Source organism: Haladaptatus rarus (assembly GCF_054177585.1).
Genome location: NZ_JBPEHG010000004.1, coordinates 147,482 through 168,554, shown reverse-complemented (window position 1 = coordinate 168,554; position 21,073 = coordinate 147,482). Strand labels below are relative to the sequence as shown.

The window sequence follows — 21,073 nt, the reverse complement described above, 5'->3', positions numbered from 1 at the left end:
ACTGTCGCCGTCGTCTCCGACCACCGCCATCGACGGTTTCGTCGGTTCTGTCGAAACCAACTGGATCACTCCGGCGCGATACCACCCTCGTTTCTGGTGAGGAGGTACAGCACGAACGACGAGAGCCAATGCGACCCTGCGTAGTCCTCGGTGAACGCCTTCTCCAGACCGCGCTCGGTGTGTCTCTTGGCGCTCTGCTCGAACACCTCGGCGTATCGATGCCCGTCGAGTGCGGACGCGAGTACCGCCAGACACCACGCTTTCGAGACGTTCAGTCCGACCAGATGCAGTGCGATGCCTTCGTCTGACCCAACGTGAACTGGGTCGAGAATCGTCTCATATGGGGAGGTCGTCACGTCGGGAAGGAAGCCATCGAGCCACGTCGTGAACTCGTCTTGGCCGTAGATGCGCCGCATGAGGTCTGCTTCTGTCAGTGCCGGAGACAGGAAATCCCAGCCGAGCGGTTCGTACTCGACGGGATAGTTGCGGTCTTCGGCGAAGAACTCGATTGCAGTGTCGGAGACGGTCGATTCCAGTGAGTCGTTCGACATCGTTCTCGCGTAATCGAGGATGCAGTGCAGGGCGAACGCGGAGTTCTGATGCGTTCCGACCCGGAACGGACGCTCTTGCGACAGAAATTCGGATTCGACGAGCGTTACGATCTTCCGTTCTAACGGCTCGATGACCGACTTCCACTCGTTCGCGCGGTCGTCGTCCCAGAGAGACAATTCCGATGCGAGGTGTAAGAGCCACGCCCATCCGTAGGGTTTCTCGAAAGACTCGTTTTCCTCGAAGTATTCGACCTCTCGCTCGACGTTCTCGATCGTCAACCGAGCATCGATGCTCGCGACGATTTCGTCTTCTGCGGGATGGTCATCGAACAGCCGAAGCTGCCGAACGAGCGCCCAGTGGCTGTGTACCGAGGAGTGCCAGTCGAAACAGCCGTAGAACACCGGATGTTGCTCTGCTGGTCGGTCGAACTCGTCCGGAGAATCGACCGAAAAGATGGCGTGGGGGAACTCGGTTTCGATGGAATCCAGTGGGTGGTGTGAGAGTACTTCTGCCAACTCTCTTCCGACCCAATCGCTTCTTCCCGAGAGGATCGCGTCCATATCGGCATCCGCAAGTTGATTCATCTGCTCGGCATTTTCACACCAGTCTGTATTTAATCGATTGATGATATGTGAAAGTCGCACACACACCGGAGAGAAATCAGTGGATAGCTATCCGCGTTCCCACGCAGACTCGTCTTTCGCCAGCACCGCCTTGTAGTATCCATCTCTCGGGTACACGTCGGCGACGTGCCACGGTGTTCCGACGGTCACGTCGCGGAGTCGGGCGGGCGAAAAGAGGACGAAGTGGAGATTCCGTCCGGTCAGTCGTTCTCCGTCTCGCACGTACTCGAAGTGGAAGGTTCGATGTGCGACACCCGAACGCGGGTCGGGGCGGTAGCCGAAGAACTCCTCCGGGTCGAGTTTCGTCGGGTCGTAGTTGTCTACGACGACGACGCCCGATTCGTCGGTGATTCGGGCGAGGTCGGAGAGGAAGTCACGCGCACCCGCGAGCGACTGCGTGATCCCGATCTGCGTTCCGTTGACGAGCGCAGACCGAAATCGGTCGCGTGGGAATGCCAACTCCAACATATCCATCACGCGGGCGTCACGAACGCCGCGTTCGCTAGCGGCTTCGACGGCAGCAGGACTCACGTCGATTGCGACTACCTCACCCCGTTCTTGGAGCAGGTGCGCGTGCTGCCCGACGCCGCAACCGATATCGACGATGGGAAATTCGAGCGATTCGAGCAGCTCGCGCCAGTCGTCGCGCCACTCTTCGCGTGGTGTGAAATAATTCTCACGGATATGCCCGTCCTGTACGTTTTCGCCGTCTCGGTACAGACACTCGCCACGCAGTCCGCCTCGCTGGTAGTCGAGCATCGCTCGACCGAGTGGGTCTGCATCCATCACACTGTGTCACAGACCAACATTTGTAATAAAACTATAATGATACTCGGTACCGACTCACGATGAGCAACGGATATTTATCGCTCCCAATCGACCGAACCTGTATGGATAGCGGTATCGAGTCACACGACTCTCCTCGGACACCCGAGAACGTCCCTGACTGGGAGGACGAGTACGTCGATCGGGTGAGCGACCGACTGTTCGTCAACTTCGACCTGGAGAAATCCCACTCGGTTCACGGCCAGCAGTTCACCCTCTACGGTCGGATGTTGATGGAGAACCAAAAGCAGTTCTTCCACCGGTCGCTCAACTACGCCAACCACACCATCGAGGAACACCTGTTCGTCCGCCGGGCCGACTCGGTTCGCGTCTCGGATATCGAGTCTCTCGTGGAATTCGGCCACGACCTCGCCGACGAGTGGATAGAGGCGGACGAAGAGCACTTCGGCACCGAGTTCACCTTCGTGGTGGTCACGTCCGAGATTCCCGACGACGTTCACGAGTTCGTCTCCGGATTCCGTGACCGGACGCTCCTCAAATACGGCTACTACGGGCGCTACGAGATCAATCTCGTCGTCGTCGCTCCGGAGCGTGAAGAAATCGTGTCCAGTACGAACGCCGACGTGAGTGCGGCGTTCGCCCTGTGGCAACCACTCGAATCGAAGAAACAGGGACTACTCGGGCGTGTCGTCCGCCGACTGCGGTCTTAGTCGTCTGCCTCTTCACCTCCGTCTGCAACTGCTGTTCCGGTACGTTCACGCCGGGCAGACATGATGTTCCGATAGCCGATCCTGGCCAGTGACACCGCGAGTCCTGCGAGGATGAGCGAGATGATGGCCTGCGCACCGAGCGAGATGGCTTCGACCGTCGAATCAGCGGCCATGATTCCCTGCGGCGCGCGGATGAGCGCGATCCACAGCAGGGCGACGATGGTCACGGCGAACATCAGCACGAGTGGTCCACCCGTGCTGAGCAGTTGTTTGCTGTCGTCCCAGTTGACCAGCCAGATGGTCGCCGTCAGCAGGGCGAGTGCCGCGAGCAGTTGGTTCGCGCTGCCGAACAGGGGCCAGAGGCTCTCCCACGTTCCGCTGGAGACGAGGACGTAGGCGAGGACGCACTGGATGCCCGCGTTGACGTAGCGGTTCGTCAGCGTGCTCTGGGTACTCGTTTCAGGCGTTCCGACGATCTCCTCGAACATGTACCGACCGAGGCGAACCGCCGTGTCGGTGCTCGTCAGCAGGAAGCTCACGAACACCAGTCCGATGAATGGGACGCCGTACGCAACCGGTACGCCGAGACTCGACAGCATGACGCCGCCCCCGGTCGGGAAGTTTGCCAGCGCACCTGCGAGTCCACTGCTGAAGTCCGTGGTTGCGACGATGGCGAGCGCGGCGACGGCAGTCGTCGCCAGCAGTCCCTCGCCGAGCATGCCGCCGTAGCCGATGGTGCGAGCGTCGCTCTCCGTGTTCAACTGCTTCGCCGTCGTGCCCGAGGAGACGAGCGAGTGGAACCCGCTTATCGTCCCGCAGGCGATGGTGACGAAGAGGAACGGGAAGATGGGTCCGAGCGCCGGACTGACGAATCCGGTGAACGCCGGAAGCTGCGTTTCGAGCGACGAGTAGGTCGTCTCGCCGATCGTGACCGGTTCGAACAGTCCCAGCGAACCAGCGATGATGGCGATCAACATCCCGCCAACTCCCGCGTACAGCAGGAACGACGAGAGGTAGTCACGCGGTTGCAGGAGCGTCCACACCGGCAGGACGCTGGCGATGAACGCGTAGAGGATGATGACCGGCACCCACGCCGCGCGGTTCGCGTTGTGGCTCTCCGACTGCGCGAGCGGAAGCCACGACCCGCCGTCACCGAACAGGACGATGACGTCGGACGAGAGTCCCGAGTGGTTGAACAGCGCGATCGGGTACTGGATGCCGACCCACACGCTGGCGAACACGCCCGCGACGAAGATGGCCGTCCCCAGGCCGAACGGGAGGTCTAACTGGTATAGCCACACGCCGAAGATGAGCGCGAGCACGATGTACAATATGCTCGCGGTCGCCGCGCTCGGGAAGGCGTCGAAGACGACGGCCACCACCAGCGCGAACACCGCGATGACGAGGATGATGGTCAGGAACGCGAACCACAACAGCATGTTCTTGCCGCGCTCGCCGACGTACTCACCCATGATGTACCCGATGGACTTCCCTTCGTGTCGGAGACTCCCCGACAGTGACATGAAGTCGTGTACTGCACCGAGTATGGGATTTCCGATCGCGATCCACAGGATGGCGGGAAGCCACCCGAACGCCGCACCCGCCGTGATCGGGCCGACGATGGGTGCACCGCCTGCGATACTCGAATAGTGATGCCCGAGGAGGACGGTCTTCTTCGCAGGAACGTACTCCTGCCCGTCCTCGTACTTGTGTGCTGGTGTCTCCCGACTGTCGTCGAGTTCAACGAACTGTGCGAGGTAGCGCGAGTACCCGAGATACCCAACGCTGAAAAGTACCAGCACGCCCAGTACTAGCCATATGATTGCTGTCGCCATGGTATTATGCCCCATGGCATAGAGAATGACGAAAGACAATAAGTGTTCCTTCAGTTCTTGGCAGTATGACGGGTTTGAATTCCTCTTTTCTCCGGCAATGACTCCTTGTTTTTGACATTTAACCGGCAGATTTTGGTGTCGTTTCGACCGTTACGTCTAACTCGTCTGCCACATCTGCAAGGAGCGTTCCTTTCACTTCTTCGACGCGAGACTCGATGATCGCAACTACCGGTTCGTCGAACGACGACCGGATATGCTCGATTCGTACGCGTTCGGTTTCACACCGCTCACGGAGATATCTCGCCCCGCGACCGTCTTCGTCGTCGTCCGGTTCCGGTGTGACCTTGTTGATGACGAGTCCGGACACCGCGAGTCCGGACTCGGTCAGTTCTTCGATGGCGCGCCCGGTTTCGCGGATCGATAGCTCGTCCGGATTGAGGACGAGGAAGAAGGCAGCCTCGTTGCGAAGCATCTCGCCAGCGAACTCGAACAACTCTTTTCGTTCCTGCAGGTGGGCGATGATGGGGTCGCCATCGACCATTCGACGGGGTTCTCGGTCGCCGATGGCGGCCTTCTCGAACAGGTCGATGCTCCGTTGGCGTTTGTGAAGCAAGCGGTCGATCCAACCTTCGAGGAACTCCGGGAGCGAGAGCAGTCGGAGCGTCCCGCCGGTCGGCGAGGTGTCGAAGACGACGCGGTCGTACTCCTCCGAGTTCTGCATCACGTCCACGAAACGGTCGAACAGCGCGGATTCGTGCGCGCCGGGCGTCTGATGTGCCATCTCGATCTGGCGGTCGATGGCGTTGACCATCCCCGGACTCACCTGGTCGCCCATTGACCGTTTTATCTCCATCAGATGGTCTTCGACCTCTTGCTGGGGGTCGATCTCCATCGCCCACAGGTTCTCGTACTCGTCGACAGGTTCGGGTTCGTCGCCGAACTGCTGGTCGAACACGTCCGAGGTGCTGTGTGCCGGGTCGGTCGAGACGACGAGCGTCTTCATGCCTGCGCGGGCACATTTCAGCCCGTAGGCGCTGGAGACGGTCGTCTTTCCGACGCCGCCTTTGCCGCCGAAGAAGACGAATTTCTCCATGTTAGAAGTGGTACTGCTGTCCCTTGCGTTCGATGAGCGATTCGCGGTCCCACATCCGCCGTTCCCACGCCTCGAACTCGTCGGTCAGGTAGGGGAGGAGTTCCGCCGTATAGTAGGAGACCGGACTCGGGATGCCGAACACGTCGGGAAAACACGCGAGCATGAATTCGTCTTCGACGTCCTCGGCCTCCTTCTCTATCAACTCGTAGGCCGGATGAGAGATCATCCCGTGATAGAGACCGCGAAGCCACTCCGAGACGTGCCGACGGAACGTCTCGATCCTATCTGCTAGTGACATACTACCATAGTACCCTTCTCGCTATTTAAGTGGCCGGGTGGCCGCTACCCCTCCATTTCTCGTCCATTCGGTGACTTTTCTGCGCTCTCGCGGTCAGGCTTAAGACGGAGTAGTACGTGCGACGGGATTGCAAATGAGTGAGGGTCGAATCCCGGTTACGATCTTGAGCGGTAACCTCGGTGCTGGCAAGACGACGACGCTGAACCACCTCTTGACCGAGAGCGAGACAAAAATCGCGGTGCTCGTCAACGACATGGGGACGATAAACGTCGATGCCGAGCTGATAGAGGACGGAACCGAACTCACCGCAGAGGACGGTGTCGCGGAACTCTCGAACGGCTGTATCTGCTGTGAGCTACAGGACGACCTCCGAACCGAGGTCAGTCGTCTCGCCCGTGAGTGGGACTTCGACACCCTCGTCGTCGAGTCGTCAGGTATCAGCGAACCCGCTCCGGTCGCACGCCTGTTCACGACGGAATCGCGGGCGGCGGCCCGCTACGACGTCGACACCACAGTGACCGTCGTGAGTGCTCGCCAATTCCGTGACTTCTTCGGTGGCGACACGCCTGTCGAGCGAACCGAGACCGAAGACGGGGAGACGCGCCCGCTGTCCGACCTCGTCATCGAACAGATCGAGTTCTGTGACGTGCTCTTGCTCAACAAATGTGACCTCGTGGATGACGACGAACTGGACGAGATCGAGGCGACGCTCCGCGCACTCCAACCACGAGCCGAACTGATTCGAACCGAACACGGGCAGGTTCCGCCGGAGAAAGTCCTCCAACGAGGGTTGTTCGATCTCGACGAAGTCAGTGACTCTGCCGGGTGGAAGCGCGCGATGGCCCACACTGACGACCACGACGGCGACAGCGACCACAGTGACCATGCGCACCAGCACGTAGACCACGACGAGGTACACTCACACCACCATCGCCACCCGGAGGAGACGTACGGTGTCTCCTCGGTCGCGTACCGACGGACGCGTCCCTTCCATCCGAAACGCCTGACCGCTTTCTTCGAGTCGCTTCCGGATGGCGTCGTCCGTGCGAAAGGGACGTTTTGGGTGGCCGGGCGTGACGACCGGATACTCCAGTACAGCCACGCCGGTTCGCTCGCCCGCGTCGAGACGACGGGGCGGTGGATCGCCAGCCTTCCCGAGATCGACCAGAAGCTCTACCGTGACAACCGTTCCGAGCTGTATTGGGACGAGGAATGGGGTGACCGCCAGACGAAACTCGTCTTCATCGGCACCGACGTCGAAGCGGAATCGCTGGTCGCGTCGCTCGACGACTGCCTGCTGACGGACGCTGAGATGGACGACGACTGGTCTGCGTTCGAGAATCCGTTTCCAGAGTCGGACGACGGACTGCTGACGTTCGGCGAGTAAGTCGTGGAGTGTGCCCGCGATTCGTCTCGGTGAATGCCCAGTGTTGCCGTGTCAGTGCTCGCCGATGCTTCGCTCGTATCGTTAGCTTATAGCCCCCTGCCACGCACGAATCGCATATGACCATCGAAAAACGAGGAGATGCTCACCTCATCACGCACGCCATGGCGAAAGACACCCTCTCGAAGATTCGAGACGAGCAGACGGAGCAGGTTGGCTTCCGCAAAGGTCTCGTGAAACTCGGGCGCATCTGCGGCTACGAGATCATCGACGGCGCGATGGACACCGAGTACGTGTCCATCACCACGCCACTGACCGAGACGACCGGCGAGCGCGTCAAAGGACTGGACGACGTGGTCATCATCAACGTCCTCCGTGCTGCGACACCGTTCGTCGAGGGGTTGCTGAAGGCGTTCCCCCGCGCCAAACAGGGCGTCATCAGCGCCGGGCGTGACGAGGAAGCTGGCATGGACGAGGACGGTGAGTTTCCCATCACCATCGACTACGTGAAACTCCCCGATATTACCGAGAAGGACACGGTCATCGTCGCCGACCCGATGCTCGCCACGGGCAGCACGATGTGTGCCGTCCTCGAAGAGGTGCTCCGCGAACAGCCCGACCCGGAGAACTTCTTCGTCCTCTCCGCGGTCAGTGCCCCCGACGGCCTCCTCAACGTCCACGAGAAGTTCCCCGAAGCCGACCTCCTGACGGTGAGCATCGACGACCACCTGAACGAGGACGGGTTCATCGTCCCCGGTCTGGGCGACGCTGGCGACCGCGCGTTCCGGACGACGTAAGGGTTCGACTGCGGTGTTCCGGGACCGGACTTTTCCCGGAATGCGGCGGCTCTTTTGAGACATTGGTGAAAACCGTTTTTCATACAGAACCCGTCCATAGCATGCTATGGCAAAGTACGGTGCACTCGTCGATATCCGCGGACAGATACAGAACGTCCAGGAGCTAGCGTCTGTCTGGGGCGATATCCGTCTCGAATTCGAGGAGTTCGGCGTCTACCTCGAAGGGAGTTACGCGGTGCTCGGCGAGTACGATTATCTGCTCATCTTCGATGCGCCGGACAGAGATGCTGCGTTCAAGGCGGGTGTCGCGGTCGAGAGTCACGGGATGGACATGCAAACGATGGAGATCATCCCGGTCGACGACTTCGCCCAACTCGTCGATGACTGATAGTTTCGTGGACACACGCCACAACCGCTGTACCGTGAACCCACCGACCGGGCTGAACGTCGCTCTCTCCGATCGACGAGCGAAAAAGCATATTCCACCCGAACTCCTTCGCCCAACCATGACCGAGGAAGTCGCGCTCGCGTTCGACGAACACGAGTTGCTTCCCGCTATCGCGCAGGATACAGATAGCGGCGACGTGCTCATGTTGGCCTACGTCTCGCCCGAGGCAGTCGAGAAGACCATCGAGACCGGCCTCGCACACTACTACTCCCGAAGCAGGGACGAACTCTGGCAGAAAGGCGGCACCAGCGGCCACGTCCAGCACGTCGTCGAGGTTCGCGTCGATTGTGACGGCGACACTCTTCTCTATCGTGTCGAACAGGAGGGCGGGGCCTGCCACACGGGCTACGAATCCTGTTTCTACCGCCGACTCGATTCGATGCCGGACGAGACCACCGCCGAAACCGAGGTCGTCGGTGAGAAAGTGTTCGACCCGGACGAAGCCTACGAGTGATATGAGCGACGTACTCACCGACCTCCAGAACGCAGACGAAGCGTGTCGAGACGCCGAGGCCGCGATATCGGAGTACGGCGAGGCGCAGGTCGAAGCGGTCGCGGACGCCTACGAGCGCGCGACGAGTCTCCTCGACCGATACGAAGGCAAGGCGACCGGAACCGGCGATTTCAAGTCGTTCGTGGAGTTTCAAGGTACCTTCGCCGACCTCGTGGAGAATCTCCCGGACGACCTCCCCGTCCGCCAGACGTTCGAACGGGCCGAAGACGCCATCGACAAGCGCCGATTGAGCGAACGCGACTTCGAGAACGCGCGTGCCGCACTCGAACCCGCTGGCGAGGTCGCGACGCTACTGGACGAACGCCGGGCCGCATACGAGCGGTATCGTGACGCTCGCCACGATGTCTCCCGGCGGATCACCGAACTGGACGAACAGATCACGTCCCTCGAACGCCTCCAGGAACTCGGTGCTGCCGACTTGGACGCACCGACCGAGGAGCTTCGAGAACCCATCGAGGCCGCGGACGGAGCAGTCACCGAGGCGTTCCGTGCGTTCAAACGCGAGGCCAGTGCTCGTGAGGTGGTCGAGTTCCTCACCGCGACCGAACAGTATCCGCTGGTCGACTTCGAGTCACCGCCCGACGAGCTTCGGAAGTACGTGCGAGAGCGCGAGGCCGGAGAGAAATCGATCCCCGAACTGCTCGAATTCGCCCGTTACTCTCGGTCGAAACTCGACCACTACATCGACGACCCGAACGCCCTGAAGCGAACCGTCGCCACGAACAAGACGTATCTCGATCGTCTCGATGGCTCACCACTCACCATCGGCTGGCCACCAGCGCCTGCCAACGAACTCCGATGGTGGTGTGAGGAGGCCATCCGGGTTGCAGACCGCTTCGCACCGCCAGAGACGGTCGCACGATTCCGCGAGGTACAGCGATTCACGCACGACGAAGTTCGATTCGACCGCCTCCGGACCGCTGCACAAGCGCGTTCGGAGCTGACCGACGATGAGCGCGACCGACTCGCTCGCGGGGCTGTCGCTGACGAACTGCAACGGGCGCGCGACCGAAAATCAACCCTGACCGACGCGCTCGACGACTTCTCGGAGCGTTAGGTGCTGGCTTTCGCCAGCCTGAGTGCATCTTCCATCTCGTCAGCCAGTTCCTCGGCGCGGTGACGTTCACGCGCCTCGGCGTAGATTCGAACCATCGGCTCCGTCCCGCTGGGTCGTGCGAGCACCCACGCATCGCCGAAATCCAACCGATAACCGTCTCGGTCGTTCAGCGTTGCGTCCGACTCGTTTGCCTTCCGCTCGGCGGCAGCGAGCAGCGCGTCGTGTTCGGCGTCGGTCATGTACGAGATGTTCGTTCTGACGTTGTGGTAGCCGTTGTACGGCGCGACCACTTCGCTGGCGCGGTGGTCGACCAGCAGCTCGAGGAACTTCGCGGCGGTGTACGCGCCGTCGCGTGTCAGCCGGTAGTTCGGGAAGAAGATCCCCCCGTTGCCCTCGCCAGCGACGGGAACCGGCACGTCCTGATCCTGGAGTTCCCGGATTCGGGTGATGATGTTCGTGCTCCCGATCGGTGTCAGTTCCAGCGTCGCGTCCGTCTCGTGGGCGACGTCCACGAGACGCTGGGAGACGTTGACCGCGGAGACGACGGCGTCACCCGGTTCGAGTTGGGCGGCGGCGAGTGCGGCGAGTGTCGCATCGCCTTCGATGTACTCACCGTTCTCGTCGTAGAAGATGGCGCGGTCTGCATCGCCGTCGTGTGCGATTCCGACGTCTGCATCGCTCGCTTCGACCAATCGTCCGAGGTCGTCTAAGTTCTCCGGGATCGGTTCGGGGTTGCGACCGGGGAAGTGGCCATCGGGTTGGCTGTTCGCGGTGACGACCGAACAACCGAGTTTGCGGAAGAATTCGGGGGAGGTGAGCGACCCTGCGCCGTGTCCGGGGTCGAGTGCGACGGTGAGGTTCGCGGCGGCGATCTTCTCTCTGTCTATCGATTCGAGCAACTGCGAGACGTACCAATCGCGGGCGTCCTCGATGTGGTCGCTGTGTCCCGTCTCGCTCCAGCGTACTTCGTCGAACGCTTCGGTCAGGAACTTCCCCTCGACGCGCTCTAAGCTTCCGACGGCGAGTTCGATGCCGTCGTCGCCGATCAGTTTCACGCCGTTGTACTCCGGTGGGTTGTGACTCGCGGTTATCATCAACGCAGGAATGCCCTCGCGCTCGGCGTACGCCTGCGCGCCGGGCGTTGGCACGATGCCGAGGCGGTCTACGTCCGCCCCGATGCTCGCCAGGCCGCTAGCGGCGGCGTCCGCGAGCATGTCGCCCGTGGCCCGCGTGTCCCGAGCGAGGGCGACGCGGTCGGCACGCCAGACCGTCCCCGCCGCTTTCGCGATCTTGAGCACGAACTCCGGGGTCAACTCGTCGTTTGCAACCCCTCGAGTTCCGCTCGACCCGAACACCTTCATATTCGGGGTTGAGGTTTCTGTCTTCAAAGAGATTCCGAATACTGGTGCTACTCCGCCTCAGTCGGTCGCCCCGTGGCCGATTTGATCGGTGACTCCCACCCGAGAACGGCGAGCGACCCGACGACGAGTACGCCGCCAGCGACCGCGAGCGCGGTCAACGGAGAGGTTACGTCCGAGAGCAAGCCACTTCCGAGTTGGAAGGGGATGACCGTCACGGAACTCACCATCGCGAGTGCGGAGAGTACGGTCGCCCGTCCGAGTGTCTCGATCCGGTCGTTGACGTACTGGGACGCGAGCGAGCGCGTCGTCTCCGCGATGCCACGCGCGAACAGGAACGCAGGGATCGCCAGCACTGGCACCACCCAGAGCGCGGCGAGGCCGATGCCGACGACGAACGGGATCACGAGGAACCACTGTCGAATCCCGATCCGATCTCGAATCGTTCCGGTGTGGTAGCTCAATCCCGCCGAAAAGAGGCTGATCACTGCGTAGAACCACCCGAGCAGTGGCTCGACCTGCCCGCGCGGAACACCGACCTGCGGGAATACGATTTCGAGCACCGGCTGAACGTACATGAAGACGAGATAGGAGACCGCCGAGAAGAGCACGAAGTAGTAGATAACGAACGCCCGAAGGTTGGTCTGTGAAAGCGTCTGTCCGATGACGCCCAGTGCCTCACGCATCCCGAGTTCGTCCGCCTCGCTCTTTTCGTAACTCGCCGGTTCGCGCATGCTGAGCAGTATCGGGACACCGATACCCGTCACGCTCGCCGCGACCAGAAATGGGTACGCGAGGTCTACCTTCCCGAGATAGCCACCGACGATGCTCCCGACGGCGCCGACCAGCAGGGCGACCGCCTGTCCACGTCCTCGGACGTGGGCGAACTGATCTGTGGACAGTTCGTCGGTGAGCGTATCGTAGAGCCACGCATCGTCGCTTCCCGACCGGAAGTTGTACCCCATCGACCAGCAGGCGTACAACACTGCGAGTTCGAGAAACGACCCCGCAAACCCGATTCCGACGAGCGTCAGCGTGATGATGGTCGTCCCGATGAGGAGGCTGTTCCTCCGACCGACCCTGTCGCCGACGTACCCCGTCGGAATCTCCCCGAGAAGCGTCGTAACGTTGTAGATGCCTTCGAGGATGGCGATCGCAGTGAAATCTAGCCCGAGCGAGAGGAAGTAGAGATACATGATCGGGCGGTAGAACTCCACCGCTTTCGTGGACTTGTAGCCGTAGTATTTCAGGACTGCTCCCGGCGGTCGTTCGAAGCGCATCACCTCAACCGACTCAGATAACCGATAAAAATAGTGTTATGAACGACAGAACCGAATCGTAATAATCGGGAACCCGAGCGCTTCATCGTACTGGTCGAACCCGAACGCTTTCTTCGGTTCGCGTCCCCCACTCGTGTATGAGCAGTATCGACGAGAAACGGGTCTACGGAGACAGGGAGGAGACGACCACGGTTCACGTCGCCTCCGAACTCGGTGTCGCCCGCGTCGAGGTCTCTGCAGACATCGTCGGCGAGTTCTCCATCGCACATCGCTGTGTCGCCCGCGATGTCGCAGGAAGGGACGGACACCTCGCAATCGCCACCGATGAGGACGTTCTCGACGGCGAGTTCTCCTCGCTCGGATTCGGTGCCGCGGTCGCCGTTGGTTTCGACGGTGACGACCTGCTCGTGGCAGGTGAGGACGGTCGAATCGCTCGCTACGATGGCCGGTGGCACGAACTGGGTTCGGTCGCCAACGTGCGAGCCATCGACGGCGATATGGTGGCGACCGCCGACGGCGTCTATCAGGTCACGGGCGAAGGTGTCCAGCACGTCGGACTGGACGACGTCCGAGACGTTTCGACCGCCGGGATTCCACTCGCCGCGACCGGTGACGGTCTCTACTGGCTGGGCAACGGCTGGATGGACGCCGCACCGGGCGACTATCGTGTCGTGAGCGCCATACCCGATGCTGCATACGCCGCGACCGACGACACGCTTTTCACTCGAGATGGCGACGACTGGCGAGCGGTTTCACTCCCGGTCGACGAACCGATCGCAGACGTCGCGTTCGGTGACGGCGTGTACGTCGTCACCGAGTCTGGAACGTTTCTGGCGACGGTCGGCGACGATTGGCGAAGTCGCCATCTGGGCCTGACTGGCGTTGCCGCACTCGCCGTTCGCTAATCGACGTCGAATTCGTACAGTCCACGGTGGACTTTCCGGACGAGTCCGAGACGAACGAGGTCGCTGAGGCGGTCTTTGACCCATTCCTGTGTCACGCCGAGTTCCCGTGCGAGGAAAGCAGGTGTTCCTCGACCATCGACGAGGAGGTTCAACACGCCTCGTTCGACCGGCGAGAACTCGTCGTCCTCGAACGGAACGTCCACGAGGAGCGTCTCCGTTTCTCGACGACCCGCGTCGTCTGCTCTCTCGTCGAGCTGGAGTTCGTAGAGACCACGATACGGTTTTTCGACGACGCCGTACCGGCGCAATCGATCGAGCGTGGCTCTGGCTGTATCCGATTGAACTGCCAGTTCACCGGCGACGTATGCAGGAGTACACCGACCTTCGGCAAGCAGGTTCAAGACACCTGTCTCGGCCGGTGTGAGGTCGTTTTCGTCTACCGTCGGCGACACGTTGACAGCGAGCCGCGTTACCGAGACCATCGACCGTTACTATGATGTTATATCATAAATAAAATTCGAATTGTATTAGATCGAAATATGTACACTATTCATTGATTCAATATCGATTTATAGGATCGATTTGATACCGGTCTGGTGAGGAACCGTCGTCGGGCCGTACCTGCGCAGACCGGCGAGTGAAAACGAGTTTAACCTGGGGTATCCAGTTTCCTCGTATGATACTCAGTGGGTCTGCCTCGCAGTCTCTGGCGGCCACACTCGCCGAGGAACTGGACGAACCGCTTGCGTCCGTGGAGTACCGGTCGTTCCCGGACGGCGAACTGCTCGCCAGTGCGCCAGACTTCGAGAACGACCGTGCTATCGTCGTCGCGTCGACCGTCTCGAGCGATGCACATCTCGAACTCCTCCAGTTACAGGACGCCGCCCGTGAATGGGGGACCGAGGAAATCGTCACCGTCCTTCCCTACATGGGCTACGCCCGTCAAGACAAAGCGTTCGAACGTGGCCATCCCATCTCCGCTCGTGCCGTCGCTCGCGCCATCAGCACGGGTACCAACCGCGTCCTCACCGTCAATCCTCACGAGGACGCTGTCTGTGACTTCTTCGACGTCCCCGCCGAACCGGTGGACGCCGCCGGACAGCTCGCCGAACCACTTCCCGACGACCTGACCGACCCCGTCTTTCTCTCGCCGGACGACGGCGCACTCGATATCGCCGAGACGGTACGTGACGCCTACGGTCGCGGTGCGACCGACTACTTCGAAAAGAAGCGCCTCTCGGGGACGAACGTCGAGATTACGCCCAGCGACACCGACGTGACCGAGCGCGACGTGGTCGTCACCGACGACATCATCGCCACCGGATCGACCATGAGCGAAGCCGTCTCCCTCCTCCAGCAGCGTGACGTGGGGCGCGTGTTCGTCACCTGCGTCCACCCCATGCTCGCGCGAAACGCCCGGACGAAGCTCGCACAGGCCGGTGTCGAGGCGGTGTACGGCACCGACACCATCGAGCGAGCAGTGAGTCAGGTGTCGGTCGCACCCGTCGTTGCAGATGTACTTCGATCCTGAGCCATTCGCTCGAAAACGTGCTCATCAGCCGTTCACTCGCAGAATCACAAAACCTTCATAGTCGTCCGGACAGTATGGTGTATCGATCACACAGGTGTGGCAGACGACACCTGCTCTTGACCCATGACTCAGAACTCGAATCCCTCCGACGGGCGGATAGTCTACGAAGGAGAGTGGGGCGACCGAGACGTTCCCGCTCCCAGCACGAGTATCGCAGCGGCACTAGACGAGCTAACGGATGTGAACACGCCGCCACTGTACGATGCCGTGAACCCGGATTCGCTCGACGCTCTGTTTAGTTCTCGTCTCGATGGAACACCGCGTAGTGACGGGCACGTCCGTTTCGCGTACAGTGAATTCTCTGTAACTGTCGATGCGGATGGGTCGTTCGTCATCGAACGGGACGAGTAAACCACTCAGGGTTTCTTTCTCTCGATCGCGATGACAACGAGCCGCTAATGACATATCCCTGTCTCCCTTACTTCGTTCGAATGGATGCTACCGAGACAGAGAGTGAAGCGGTCGAACTCCTCACCGAACTCGGACTGACCGAGTACGAGGCCCGGACGTTCGTCGCACTCTTACAGTTGGGTGAGGGGACAGCGAAGGACGTGAGTGAGGTCTCCGACGTTCCCCGAACACGGGTGTACGACGCGGTCGACCAGCTGCACGACCGGGGGTTGGTGGACGTGCAGTACGGGTCTCCACAGAAGTTCTGGGCCGTCTCACGTGATACGAGCGTGCGAAAGTTCCAGCGACGGTACGAAGGGAGCATCGAACATCTGTCCGACCTGCTCTCCGAACTCCAACCAGTCGAACGCGGTAGCCGCGAACAACCCGGTGTTTGGACGGCCACGGGCCAGGAATCGGTGGAAGATCGCGTTCAGGAGTTTCTGGACGAAGCGACGGATGAGGTCGTCTATATCTGTACCGACGAACTGCTCACCGACGACACGGCCGCAAAACTGATCGAACTGGGCGATGCTGGCATCGACATTTATCTCGACGGTATTTCGACGCGACTCCGGGAGCGAGTCGATGCCGACACACTTGATGCCACCATCTTCCATTCGCCGTGGAAATGGTCCGAGACGGCCGTAAGCCGACTGCTGATGATCGACCGGGGGACGACGCTGGTCAGCGTCCTGATCGATTCGAAGGAAACTGCGCTCTGGGGCACCGGGGAAAAGAACAGTCTCGTCGTCGTTCTGAAGGCGGTTCTCTCACATCGAATCCCCGACGAAGCCGATTCGGACACGACGGGGTGAGGCGGTTTCGTCGCGCTCTCACTTCGTTAGAGTGCGCCGTCGAAGGTTCGATGACCCGCTCACGAGAACTTCGTTCGCGGTCGAATCTCTACGCCTGTGCGCCCGCAAGTGGAGAGATGGCGATGGCCATCTCGACGCCTTCGACATCCCACTCCTTGCGATGGCCGTCTTCGACCGATCCGACGCTCTCTGCGCGAACCTCCTCTTTTACGAGTTCCATGTGCCGATCTACGAGTTCGGCCACGCGGTCGTCGTGGACATCGAGTTCGAGGCGGATGCCTTCCTCGATGTCGAGATCCAGATCCTTCCGCATCTCCTGTACGCGGCGGATGACCTCGCGGGCGTAGCCTTCGCTCTCGATGTCCTCCGTGAGCGCCGTATCGACGTAGACGACGCCGAGTTCGTCGCCGTTCACGTCGAACGTCGCGCCGGTCACGTCGTCGGGCGTCTGCGTGACGAACTCGACCATCTCGTCGTCCAACTCGACTGCCTCACCGAGTGCGTCCTCGACCGCTCCTTCGAGCGCGGCGAGGGTGGGTTCGGTGACGCGTGCCTCGTTGAGGGCGTTCATCACTCGTCCGGCGTCGTCGCCGAAGGTCGGGCCGAGGACGCTCATGTCTGCCTCTGCGCTGTAGGCGAGTTCGCCCCACTGCTCGTCCGGGACGACCAGTTCGACCTCGCGGGCGTTCAGCCGATCAGCCAGCAGATCGCCGTGGTTCTCGACGGCGCGAACGACGCGCTCGTCGGCTGCGTCCACCACGATTCGGGAGACGGGCCAGCGGAGTTTCCGCTCTGCCTGCTGGCGGGCGTTCGCACCCGACTCCTCGACGGCGCGGAGCACCGACACGTCGGCCTCCATCTCCTCGTCGAGCCAGAATTCGTCCGGTTCGGGCCAGTCGAGCATGTGGACGCTGTCCACACCGTCGTCGCCCGTGAAGTTCTGGTAGATCTCCTCGCTGACGAACGGGGCGTAGGGGGCGAGGAGTGTGACCACCCGCTGGAGGACGTGGTAGAACGTCGCGTAGGCGGCCTGCTTGCTCGCGCTGTCTTCTTCTTCCCACATGCGTTCGCGGACGACCTGGATGTAGAACCGCGAGACGTCTTCGACCACGAAGTCGAGGAGGGCGCGGAGCGCCCGGTCCTGGCGGTAGTCCTCCCACTGGTCGGTCATCTCTGCCGTCACGGTCTGGAGCCGCGAGAGCAGCCACTCGTCGACCAGTTCGAGGTCGGCGTCTTTCACGTCGACCGCATCCGGGTCGAACTCGTCGAGACGCATGTACGGCAACGGGAACCGGAACACGTTCCAGAGGATGTTCAGGCTTCGTTGCATGTTCTGCATCTCGTCCCACGAGAAGCGCATGTCCTCGCCCTGCGGGTTCTGCGAGAGGAGGAACAGGCGCATCGGATCTGCGCCGTGGCGCTCGATTGCCTCCTCCGGCGCGACGATGTTCCCGATGGATTTCGACATCTTACGCCCGTCTTCTGCGAGCGCCCAGCCGTGCATCAGCACCTCGTCGTACGGCACTTCGCCGAGTGCGGCGGTTCCCATGCCGAGTTGCGACCAGAACCAGCCGCGCGTCTGGTCGTGGGCCTCCATGATGAGGTCGGCGGGCCACAACTCCTCGAAGTCGTCTTCGTTGCCCGGGTAGTCGAGGGTGCCCCACGACGCCACGGAGGAGTCGAGCCACACGTCGAACACGTCGGGGACGCGGGTGTAGGTCGTGCCGTCCTTCGTGATGGTCAGATCGTCGACCGTCGGCCGGTGGAGGTCGACCTCCTCGGGGTCGACGTCCTGGTCGACCTGTTCGGCGAGTTCTTCGCGCGTGCCGACGACCACTACGTCGTCCATGCTCCCGTCCCAGCCGTCCGCGGGCGTCCAGATGGGGATGGGGACACCCCAGTAGCGCTGGCGCGAGACGTTCCAGTCCGGCGAGTTCGCCACGAAGTTGTAGAACCGCTCGTCGCGGGCCTCCTGTGGATGCCACTCGCTGTCCTCGATGTTGTCGAGGAGTTCGTCTTTGATGTCGGTGACCGTGATGAACCACTGGTCGGTGACGATCTGGAGGACGCCCGTGTCACAGCGCCAGCAGTGGCCGTAGCTGTGGGTCACGGTGCCAGACGAGAGCAGATGGCCGTTCGAATCGAGGTCGGCCATGATGTCGTCGTCGGCGTCCTTGACGAACTGCCCGGCGTACGCTCCGGCTTCCTCGTGGTAGACACCGTCGCCACCGACGGGACAGAAGATGTCGAGACCGAGTTCCGTCCCGCGATTGAAGTCCTCCTCACCGTGGCCGGGTGCGGAGTGGACGAGTCCCGTCCGGTCGGCTTCGACGTAGTCGGCGGTGTAGACCTGCAGTGTCCCCTCGCCTGCCGGGTGTTCCGGCACGTCTTCGTCCAGCGGATGGTCGTACTTCCAGCCGACCATCTCCTCGCCCGTGACCGCTTCGACGACCTCGTAGTCCTCGTAACGGCCTTCTTTCAGGACTTCCTCGACGCACTCCTCGGCGACGTAGAGGACTTCGCTCTCGCCGTCTTTTCGGGCTTCGACGCCGACGTAGTCCAACTCGCCATCCACCGCGACGAAGGTGTTCGCCGGGATGGTCCACGGGGTGGTCGTCCAGATGACGAGGCTTCCCTCGCGGTCGCGGAGCGGGAACTTCACGTAGATGGAGGGGTCTTCGACGTTCTCGTACTCCACCTCGTTGTTGGCGATGGCGGTCTCACAGCGTGGACATTGGCTGATGGAGCGCATCCCCTGCTCCACGAGACCGCGTTCGTGTGCCCGTTGGAATCCCCACCACGCGGCTTCCATGTATTCCGGGTTGAGCGTCTTATACGGGTTGTCCCAGTCCATCCAGACGCCGAAGGACTTGAAGTCGTCCTGGAGACCATCGAGCTGGTCGTTGGCGAACTTCTTGCACTCCTCGATGAAGTTCTCCATCCCGAACTCCTCGATGTCCTTCTTGTTCTCGAAGCCCATCCGCTCCTCGACCTTCGTCTCGATGGGCAGGCCGTGCATGTCGTAGCCGGGGCGGTCGGTCACGTCGTAGCCGGACATCCGGAGATACCGGATGTAGGCGTCCTTCAGCGACTTGTTCCACGTCGTCCCCATGTGCGCGGCACCGGAGGTGTACGGTGGGCCGTCCACGAAGAAGAATCGCTCCGCACCCTTCCTGTTCTCCTTCGTCTTCTGATAGGCGTTCACCTCGTCCCAGTACTCGAACACTCGGTCTTCGACCGAATGTGGTTCGTACTGGTCGTCTACTTCCTCGAATCTGCTCATGTGCGATGTGAGTGCTCCCGGCAATAAAGTGAGTTCGGTTATGCAGTCGACCTGTAGTCCGCACCCCGGCGAACCTCTCCCCGGCAGGTGGTGGTTAGCCGCTGGATGATCGAGCGGTTCTCGCTGGCCGAGCAGGAACTTATTCTCGGGCGAGTGGGTTGACACCACCTCTCACTCCTGCAAAAAACACATTACTGCGCTATCTGTACCTTCCCTGAGAGATGACGTTTCCGAACCTCCCGCAGAAACACGAGGCAGACCCACTCGTCACGCCCCAGAAGCATACGGACTACAAGCAAGCGAGAAGCGAGAGAGAGGTGACACAACCCCCGGAAGCGGTCATCCTCTGTTACAGTCGGGGGCTGATGGACTACTTCGTCGAGACCTACGATGGGCAGGAGGTCGGCCACTACTACGGCAGACTCTACGTCTTCGACGAGACGGACCACACCGTCGGCGTCCTCGGAAACTTCGGCATGGGCGCCCCGACGACCGCGATGCTGATGGACGAACTCATCGCGGATGGCGTCGAAGCGTTCCTCTCGATTGGATTCGCGGGCTGTCTCGACGAGTCCATCGAGATGGGTGATTTCATCGTCTGCGAGAAGGCCATCCGTGACGAGGGCACGTCACACCACTACGTCGAATCCGAGAAATACGCACACGCCAGCGAATCGCTTACGAACGAGATGACGCGATTGCTGGAGCGCCGCGACGAACCGTTTCACGTTGGTCCCTCGTGGACGACCGACGCCATCTACCGGGAGACGAAAGCAGAAGTCGAACAGTACGCTGACGAGGGCGTTCTCACCGTCGAGATGGAAGCTTCTGCAGTGTTCGCGGTCGCCGCCCATCGTGGCGTGGAGGCGGGGTCGATGTTCGTCATCAGTGATTACCTCGGGCTTGCCGACTGGGAGCCGAAGTTCCACCTGACGACGGAGGATATGCAGCGTCTCGGCGACACTGCAACGGAGATTCTCGTGTCCTACATGGACTGACGGTTCCAGAGTTTCTCGTTGCACTGATCGGTAGTTCAAGACCGGACTCGTCCGACTCCGAATCAGATCTCTATCTCGTCCGTGTCGTCCAGAAACAGCACCTCCGGTTCGCCGACGACACCCGACTTCTCGATCGCTTCTGGCGTCTCGCCCGATTCCACGAACGCTCTGGCAGCTGCTTTTGAATCCCATTCGACAAACACCACGACCTCGTTCGGGTCGTCGCTCGTCCGGAACACCTGCCCGCCCTTCGCTCCGTCCTCGCGAGTCGGGCCGTGTTCGTCGAAGTAGGTTCGCCACGCGTCTTGACATCCACCCACGACTGAAGTCGTGGGATTCCTCTCATGGGAGTC

The 21,073-nt window shown here is 61.2% G+C and carries 21 protein-coding genes; 11 read left to right on the top strand and 10 right to left on the bottom strand.

The window, feature by feature from the left end; all coding sequences use genetic code 11:
- Positions 1–65: 65 nt before the first annotated feature.
- On the bottom strand, positions 66–1,136 hold the full coding sequence (locus tag ACR3FE_RS11985; RefSeq protein ID WP_458207365.1) for a DUF2891 domain-containing protein: 1,071 nt from the start codon (positions 1,134–1,136) through the stop codon (positions 66–68).
- Between the two features lie 87 nt (positions 1,137–1,223).
- A complete protein-coding gene (locus ACR3FE_RS11980; protein ID WP_458207554.1) occupies positions 1,224–1,961 on the bottom strand; it encodes a class I SAM-dependent methyltransferase in 738 nt (245 codons plus the stop codon).
- Positions 1,962–2,065: 104 nt separating this feature from the next.
- Between ACR3FE_RS11980 and ACR3FE_RS11975 the strand changes: the two genes are divergently transcribed.
- On the top strand, positions 2,066–2,671 hold the full coding sequence (locus tag ACR3FE_RS11975) for a DUF8052 family protein (protein WP_458207364.1): 606 nt from the start codon (positions 2,066–2,068) through the stop codon (positions 2,669–2,671).
- Here the strand turns inward: ACR3FE_RS11975 and ACR3FE_RS11970 are convergent.
- From ACR3FE_RS11970 to ACR3FE_RS11960, 3 genes are all read right to left on the bottom strand, one after another.
- Positions 2,668–4,506: a carbon starvation CstA family protein gene (locus ACR3FE_RS11970; RefSeq protein ID WP_458207363.1), complete on the bottom strand. Its 1,839-nt coding sequence runs from the start codon at positions 4,504–4,506 to the stop codon at positions 2,668–2,670. The two genes, ACR3FE_RS11975 and ACR3FE_RS11970, sit on opposite strands and share 4 nt — an antisense overlap.
- A gap of 118 nt (positions 4,507–4,624) precedes the next feature.
- A complete protein-coding gene (locus tag ACR3FE_RS11965) occupies positions 4,625–5,599 on the bottom strand; it encodes an ArsA family ATPase (RefSeq protein WP_458207362.1) in 975 nt (324 codons plus the stop codon).
- A gap of 1 nt (position 5,600) precedes the next feature.
- On the bottom strand, positions 5,601–5,897 hold the full coding sequence (locus tag ACR3FE_RS11960) for a DUF7990 family protein (protein WP_458207361.1): 297 nt from the start codon (positions 5,895–5,897) through the stop codon (positions 5,601–5,603).
- Between the two features lie 133 nt (positions 5,898–6,030).
- Between ACR3FE_RS11960 and ACR3FE_RS11955 the strand changes: the two genes are divergently transcribed.
- The 5 genes from ACR3FE_RS11955 (at position 6,031) to ACR3FE_RS11935 (ending at position 10,097) form a co-directional block, all read left to right on the top strand.
- The gene (locus ACR3FE_RS11955; RefSeq protein WP_458207360.1) at positions 6,031–7,284 is read left to right on the top strand and encodes a GTP-binding protein; all 1,254 of its coding nucleotides are present in this window, start codon (positions 6,031–6,033) and stop codon (positions 7,282–7,284) included.
- A gap of 116 nt (positions 7,285–7,400) precedes the next feature.
- Complete coding sequence (gene upp, locus ACR3FE_RS11950) at positions 7,401–8,078, top strand: uracil phosphoribosyltransferase (RefSeq protein WP_458207359.1); 678 nt, start codon at positions 7,401–7,403, stop codon at positions 8,076–8,078.
- A gap of 106 nt (positions 8,079–8,184) precedes the next feature.
- Complete coding sequence (locus ACR3FE_RS11945) at positions 8,185–8,466, top strand: GYD domain-containing protein (protein WP_458207358.1); 282 nt, start codon at positions 8,185–8,187, stop codon at positions 8,464–8,466.
- 118 nt (positions 8,467–8,584) lie between these two features.
- Complete coding sequence (gene hisI, locus ACR3FE_RS11940; protein ID WP_458207553.1) at positions 8,585–8,980, top strand: phosphoribosyl-AMP cyclohydrolase; 396 nt, start codon at positions 8,585–8,587, stop codon at positions 8,978–8,980.
- Position 8,981: 1 nt separating this feature from the next.
- The gene (locus tag ACR3FE_RS11935; protein WP_458207357.1) at positions 8,982–10,097 is read left to right on the top strand and encodes a DUF7118 family protein; all 1,116 of its coding nucleotides are present in this window, start codon (positions 8,982–8,984) and stop codon (positions 10,095–10,097) included.
- Here ACR3FE_RS11935 and glmM read toward each other — a convergent pair.
- Complete coding sequence (gene glmM / locus ACR3FE_RS11930) at positions 10,094–11,458, bottom strand: phosphoglucosamine mutase (protein ID WP_458207356.1); 1,365 nt, start codon at positions 11,456–11,458, stop codon at positions 10,094–10,096. The genes ACR3FE_RS11935 and glmM overlap by 4 nt on opposite strands.
- A 47-nt stretch (positions 11,459–11,505) precedes the next feature.
- Positions 11,506–12,735 carry an MFS transporter gene (locus ACR3FE_RS11925; RefSeq protein WP_458207355.1) on the bottom strand — a complete coding sequence of 410 codons (1,230 nt, stop codon included), beginning with the start codon at positions 12,733–12,735 and terminating at the stop codon, positions 11,506–11,508.
- 137 nt (positions 12,736–12,872) lie between these two features.
- Between ACR3FE_RS11925 and ACR3FE_RS11920 the strand changes: the two genes are divergently transcribed.
- Entirely contained in the window at positions 12,873–13,640 is a 768-nt protein-coding gene (locus ACR3FE_RS11920) for an HVO_0234 family beta-propeller protein (protein ID WP_458207354.1), read from the top strand.
- Here ACR3FE_RS11920 and ACR3FE_RS11915 read toward each other — a convergent pair.
- A complete protein-coding gene (locus ACR3FE_RS11915; RefSeq protein ID WP_458207353.1) occupies positions 13,637–14,122 on the bottom strand; it encodes a hypothetical protein in 486 nt (161 codons plus the stop codon). The genes ACR3FE_RS11920 and ACR3FE_RS11915 overlap by 4 nt on opposite strands.
- Positions 14,123–14,316: 194 nt before the next feature.
- Here ACR3FE_RS11915 and ACR3FE_RS11910 point away from each other — a divergent pair, with 194 nt between their 5' ends.
- The 3 genes from ACR3FE_RS11910 (at position 14,317) to ACR3FE_RS11900 (ending at position 16,439) form a co-directional block, all read left to right on the top strand.
- Entirely contained in the window at positions 14,317–15,171 is an 855-nt protein-coding gene (locus ACR3FE_RS11910) for a ribose-phosphate diphosphokinase (protein WP_458207352.1), read from the top strand.
- 123 nt (positions 15,172–15,294) lie between these two features.
- Positions 15,295–15,582: a HalOD1 output domain-containing protein gene (locus ACR3FE_RS11905; RefSeq protein WP_458207351.1), complete on the top strand. Its 288-nt coding sequence runs from the start codon at positions 15,295–15,297 to the stop codon at positions 15,580–15,582.
- Positions 15,583–15,662: 80 nt separating this feature from the next.
- Positions 15,663–16,439, top strand: a complete 777-nt coding sequence (locus ACR3FE_RS11900) for a TrmB family transcriptional regulator (protein WP_458207350.1) — start codon at positions 15,663–15,665, stop codon at positions 16,437–16,439.
- A gap of 88 nt (positions 16,440–16,527) precedes the next feature.
- Here ACR3FE_RS11900 and ileS read toward each other — a convergent pair whose 3' ends face one another.
- Positions 16,528–19,722 carry an isoleucine--tRNA ligase gene (gene ileS, locus ACR3FE_RS11895; RefSeq protein WP_458207349.1) on the bottom strand — a complete coding sequence of 1,065 codons (3,195 nt, stop codon included), beginning with the start codon at positions 19,720–19,722 and terminating at the stop codon, positions 16,528–16,530.
- Between the two features lie 221 nt (positions 19,723–19,943).
- Between ileS and ACR3FE_RS11890 the strand changes: the two genes are divergently transcribed.
- Positions 19,944–20,720 carry a nucleoside phosphorylase gene (locus tag ACR3FE_RS11890; protein WP_458207348.1) on the top strand — a complete coding sequence of 259 codons (777 nt, stop codon included), beginning with the start codon at positions 19,944–19,946 and terminating at the stop codon, positions 20,718–20,720.
- A 62-nt stretch (positions 20,721–20,782) separates the two neighbouring features.
- Here the strand turns inward: ACR3FE_RS11890 and ACR3FE_RS11885 are convergent, their stop codons facing one another.
- Entirely contained in the window at positions 20,783–21,040 is a 258-nt protein-coding gene (locus ACR3FE_RS11885; RefSeq protein ID WP_458207347.1) for a putative quinol monooxygenase, read from the bottom strand.
- Between the last annotated feature and the right edge of the window lie 33 nt (positions 21,041–21,073).

Coding starts and splice junctions, on each gene's coding strand:
- ACR3FE_RS11985 (WP_458207365.1), bottom strand. CDS start 1,136: ATGAATCAACTTGCGGATGCCGATATGGACGCGATCCTCTCGGGAAGA.
- ACR3FE_RS11980 (WP_458207554.1), bottom strand. CDS start 1,961: ATGGATGCAGACCCACTCGGTCGAGCGATGCTCGACTACCAGCGAGGC.
- ACR3FE_RS11975 (WP_458207364.1), top strand. CDS start 2,066: ATGGATAGCGGTATCGAGTCACACGACTCTCCTCGGACACCCGAGAAC.
- ACR3FE_RS11970 (WP_458207363.1), bottom strand. CDS start 4,506: ATGGCGACAGCAATCATATGGCTAGTACTGGGCGTGCTGGTACTTTTC.
- ACR3FE_RS11965 (WP_458207362.1), bottom strand. CDS start 5,599: ATGGAGAAATTCGTCTTCTTCGGCGGCAAAGGCGGCGTCGGAAAGACG.
- ACR3FE_RS11960 (WP_458207361.1), bottom strand. CDS start 5,897: ATGTCACTAGCAGATAGGATCGAGACGTTCCGTCGGCACGTCTCGGAG.
- ACR3FE_RS11955 (WP_458207360.1), top strand. CDS start 6,031: ATGAGTGAGGGTCGAATCCCGGTTACGATCTTGAGCGGTAACCTCGGT.
- upp (WP_458207359.1), top strand. CDS start 7,401: ATGACCATCGAAAAACGAGGAGATGCTCACCTCATCACGCACGCCATG.
- ACR3FE_RS11945 (WP_458207358.1), top strand. CDS start 8,185: ATGGCAAAGTACGGTGCACTCGTCGATATCCGCGGACAGATACAGAAC.
- hisI (WP_458207553.1), top strand. CDS start 8,585: ATGACCGAGGAAGTCGCGCTCGCGTTCGACGAACACGAGTTGCTTCCC.
- ACR3FE_RS11935 (WP_458207357.1), top strand. CDS start 8,982: ATGAGCGACGTACTCACCGACCTCCAGAACGCAGACGAAGCGTGTCGA.
- glmM (WP_458207356.1), bottom strand. CDS start 11,458: ATGAAGGTGTTCGGGTCGAGCGGAACTCGAGGGGTTGCAAACGACGAG.
- ACR3FE_RS11925 (WP_458207355.1), bottom strand. CDS start 12,735: ATGCGCTTCGAACGACCGCCGGGAGCAGTCCTGAAATACTACGGCTAC.
- ACR3FE_RS11920 (WP_458207354.1), top strand. CDS start 12,873: ATGAGCAGTATCGACGAGAAACGGGTCTACGGAGACAGGGAGGAGACG.
- ACR3FE_RS11915 (WP_458207353.1), bottom strand. CDS start 14,122: ATGGTCTCGGTAACGCGGCTCGCTGTCAACGTGTCGCCGACGGTAGAC.
- ACR3FE_RS11910 (WP_458207352.1), top strand. CDS start 14,317: ATGATACTCAGTGGGTCTGCCTCGCAGTCTCTGGCGGCCACACTCGCC.
- ACR3FE_RS11905 (WP_458207351.1), top strand. CDS start 15,295: ATGACTCAGAACTCGAATCCCTCCGACGGGCGGATAGTCTACGAAGGA.
- ACR3FE_RS11900 (WP_458207350.1), top strand. CDS start 15,663: ATGGATGCTACCGAGACAGAGAGTGAAGCGGTCGAACTCCTCACCGAA.
- ileS (WP_458207349.1), bottom strand. CDS start 19,722: ATGAGCAGATTCGAGGAAGTAGACGACCAGTACGAACCACATTCGGTC.
- ACR3FE_RS11890 (WP_458207348.1), top strand. CDS start 19,944: ATGACGTTTCCGAACCTCCCGCAGAAACACGAGGCAGACCCACTCGTC.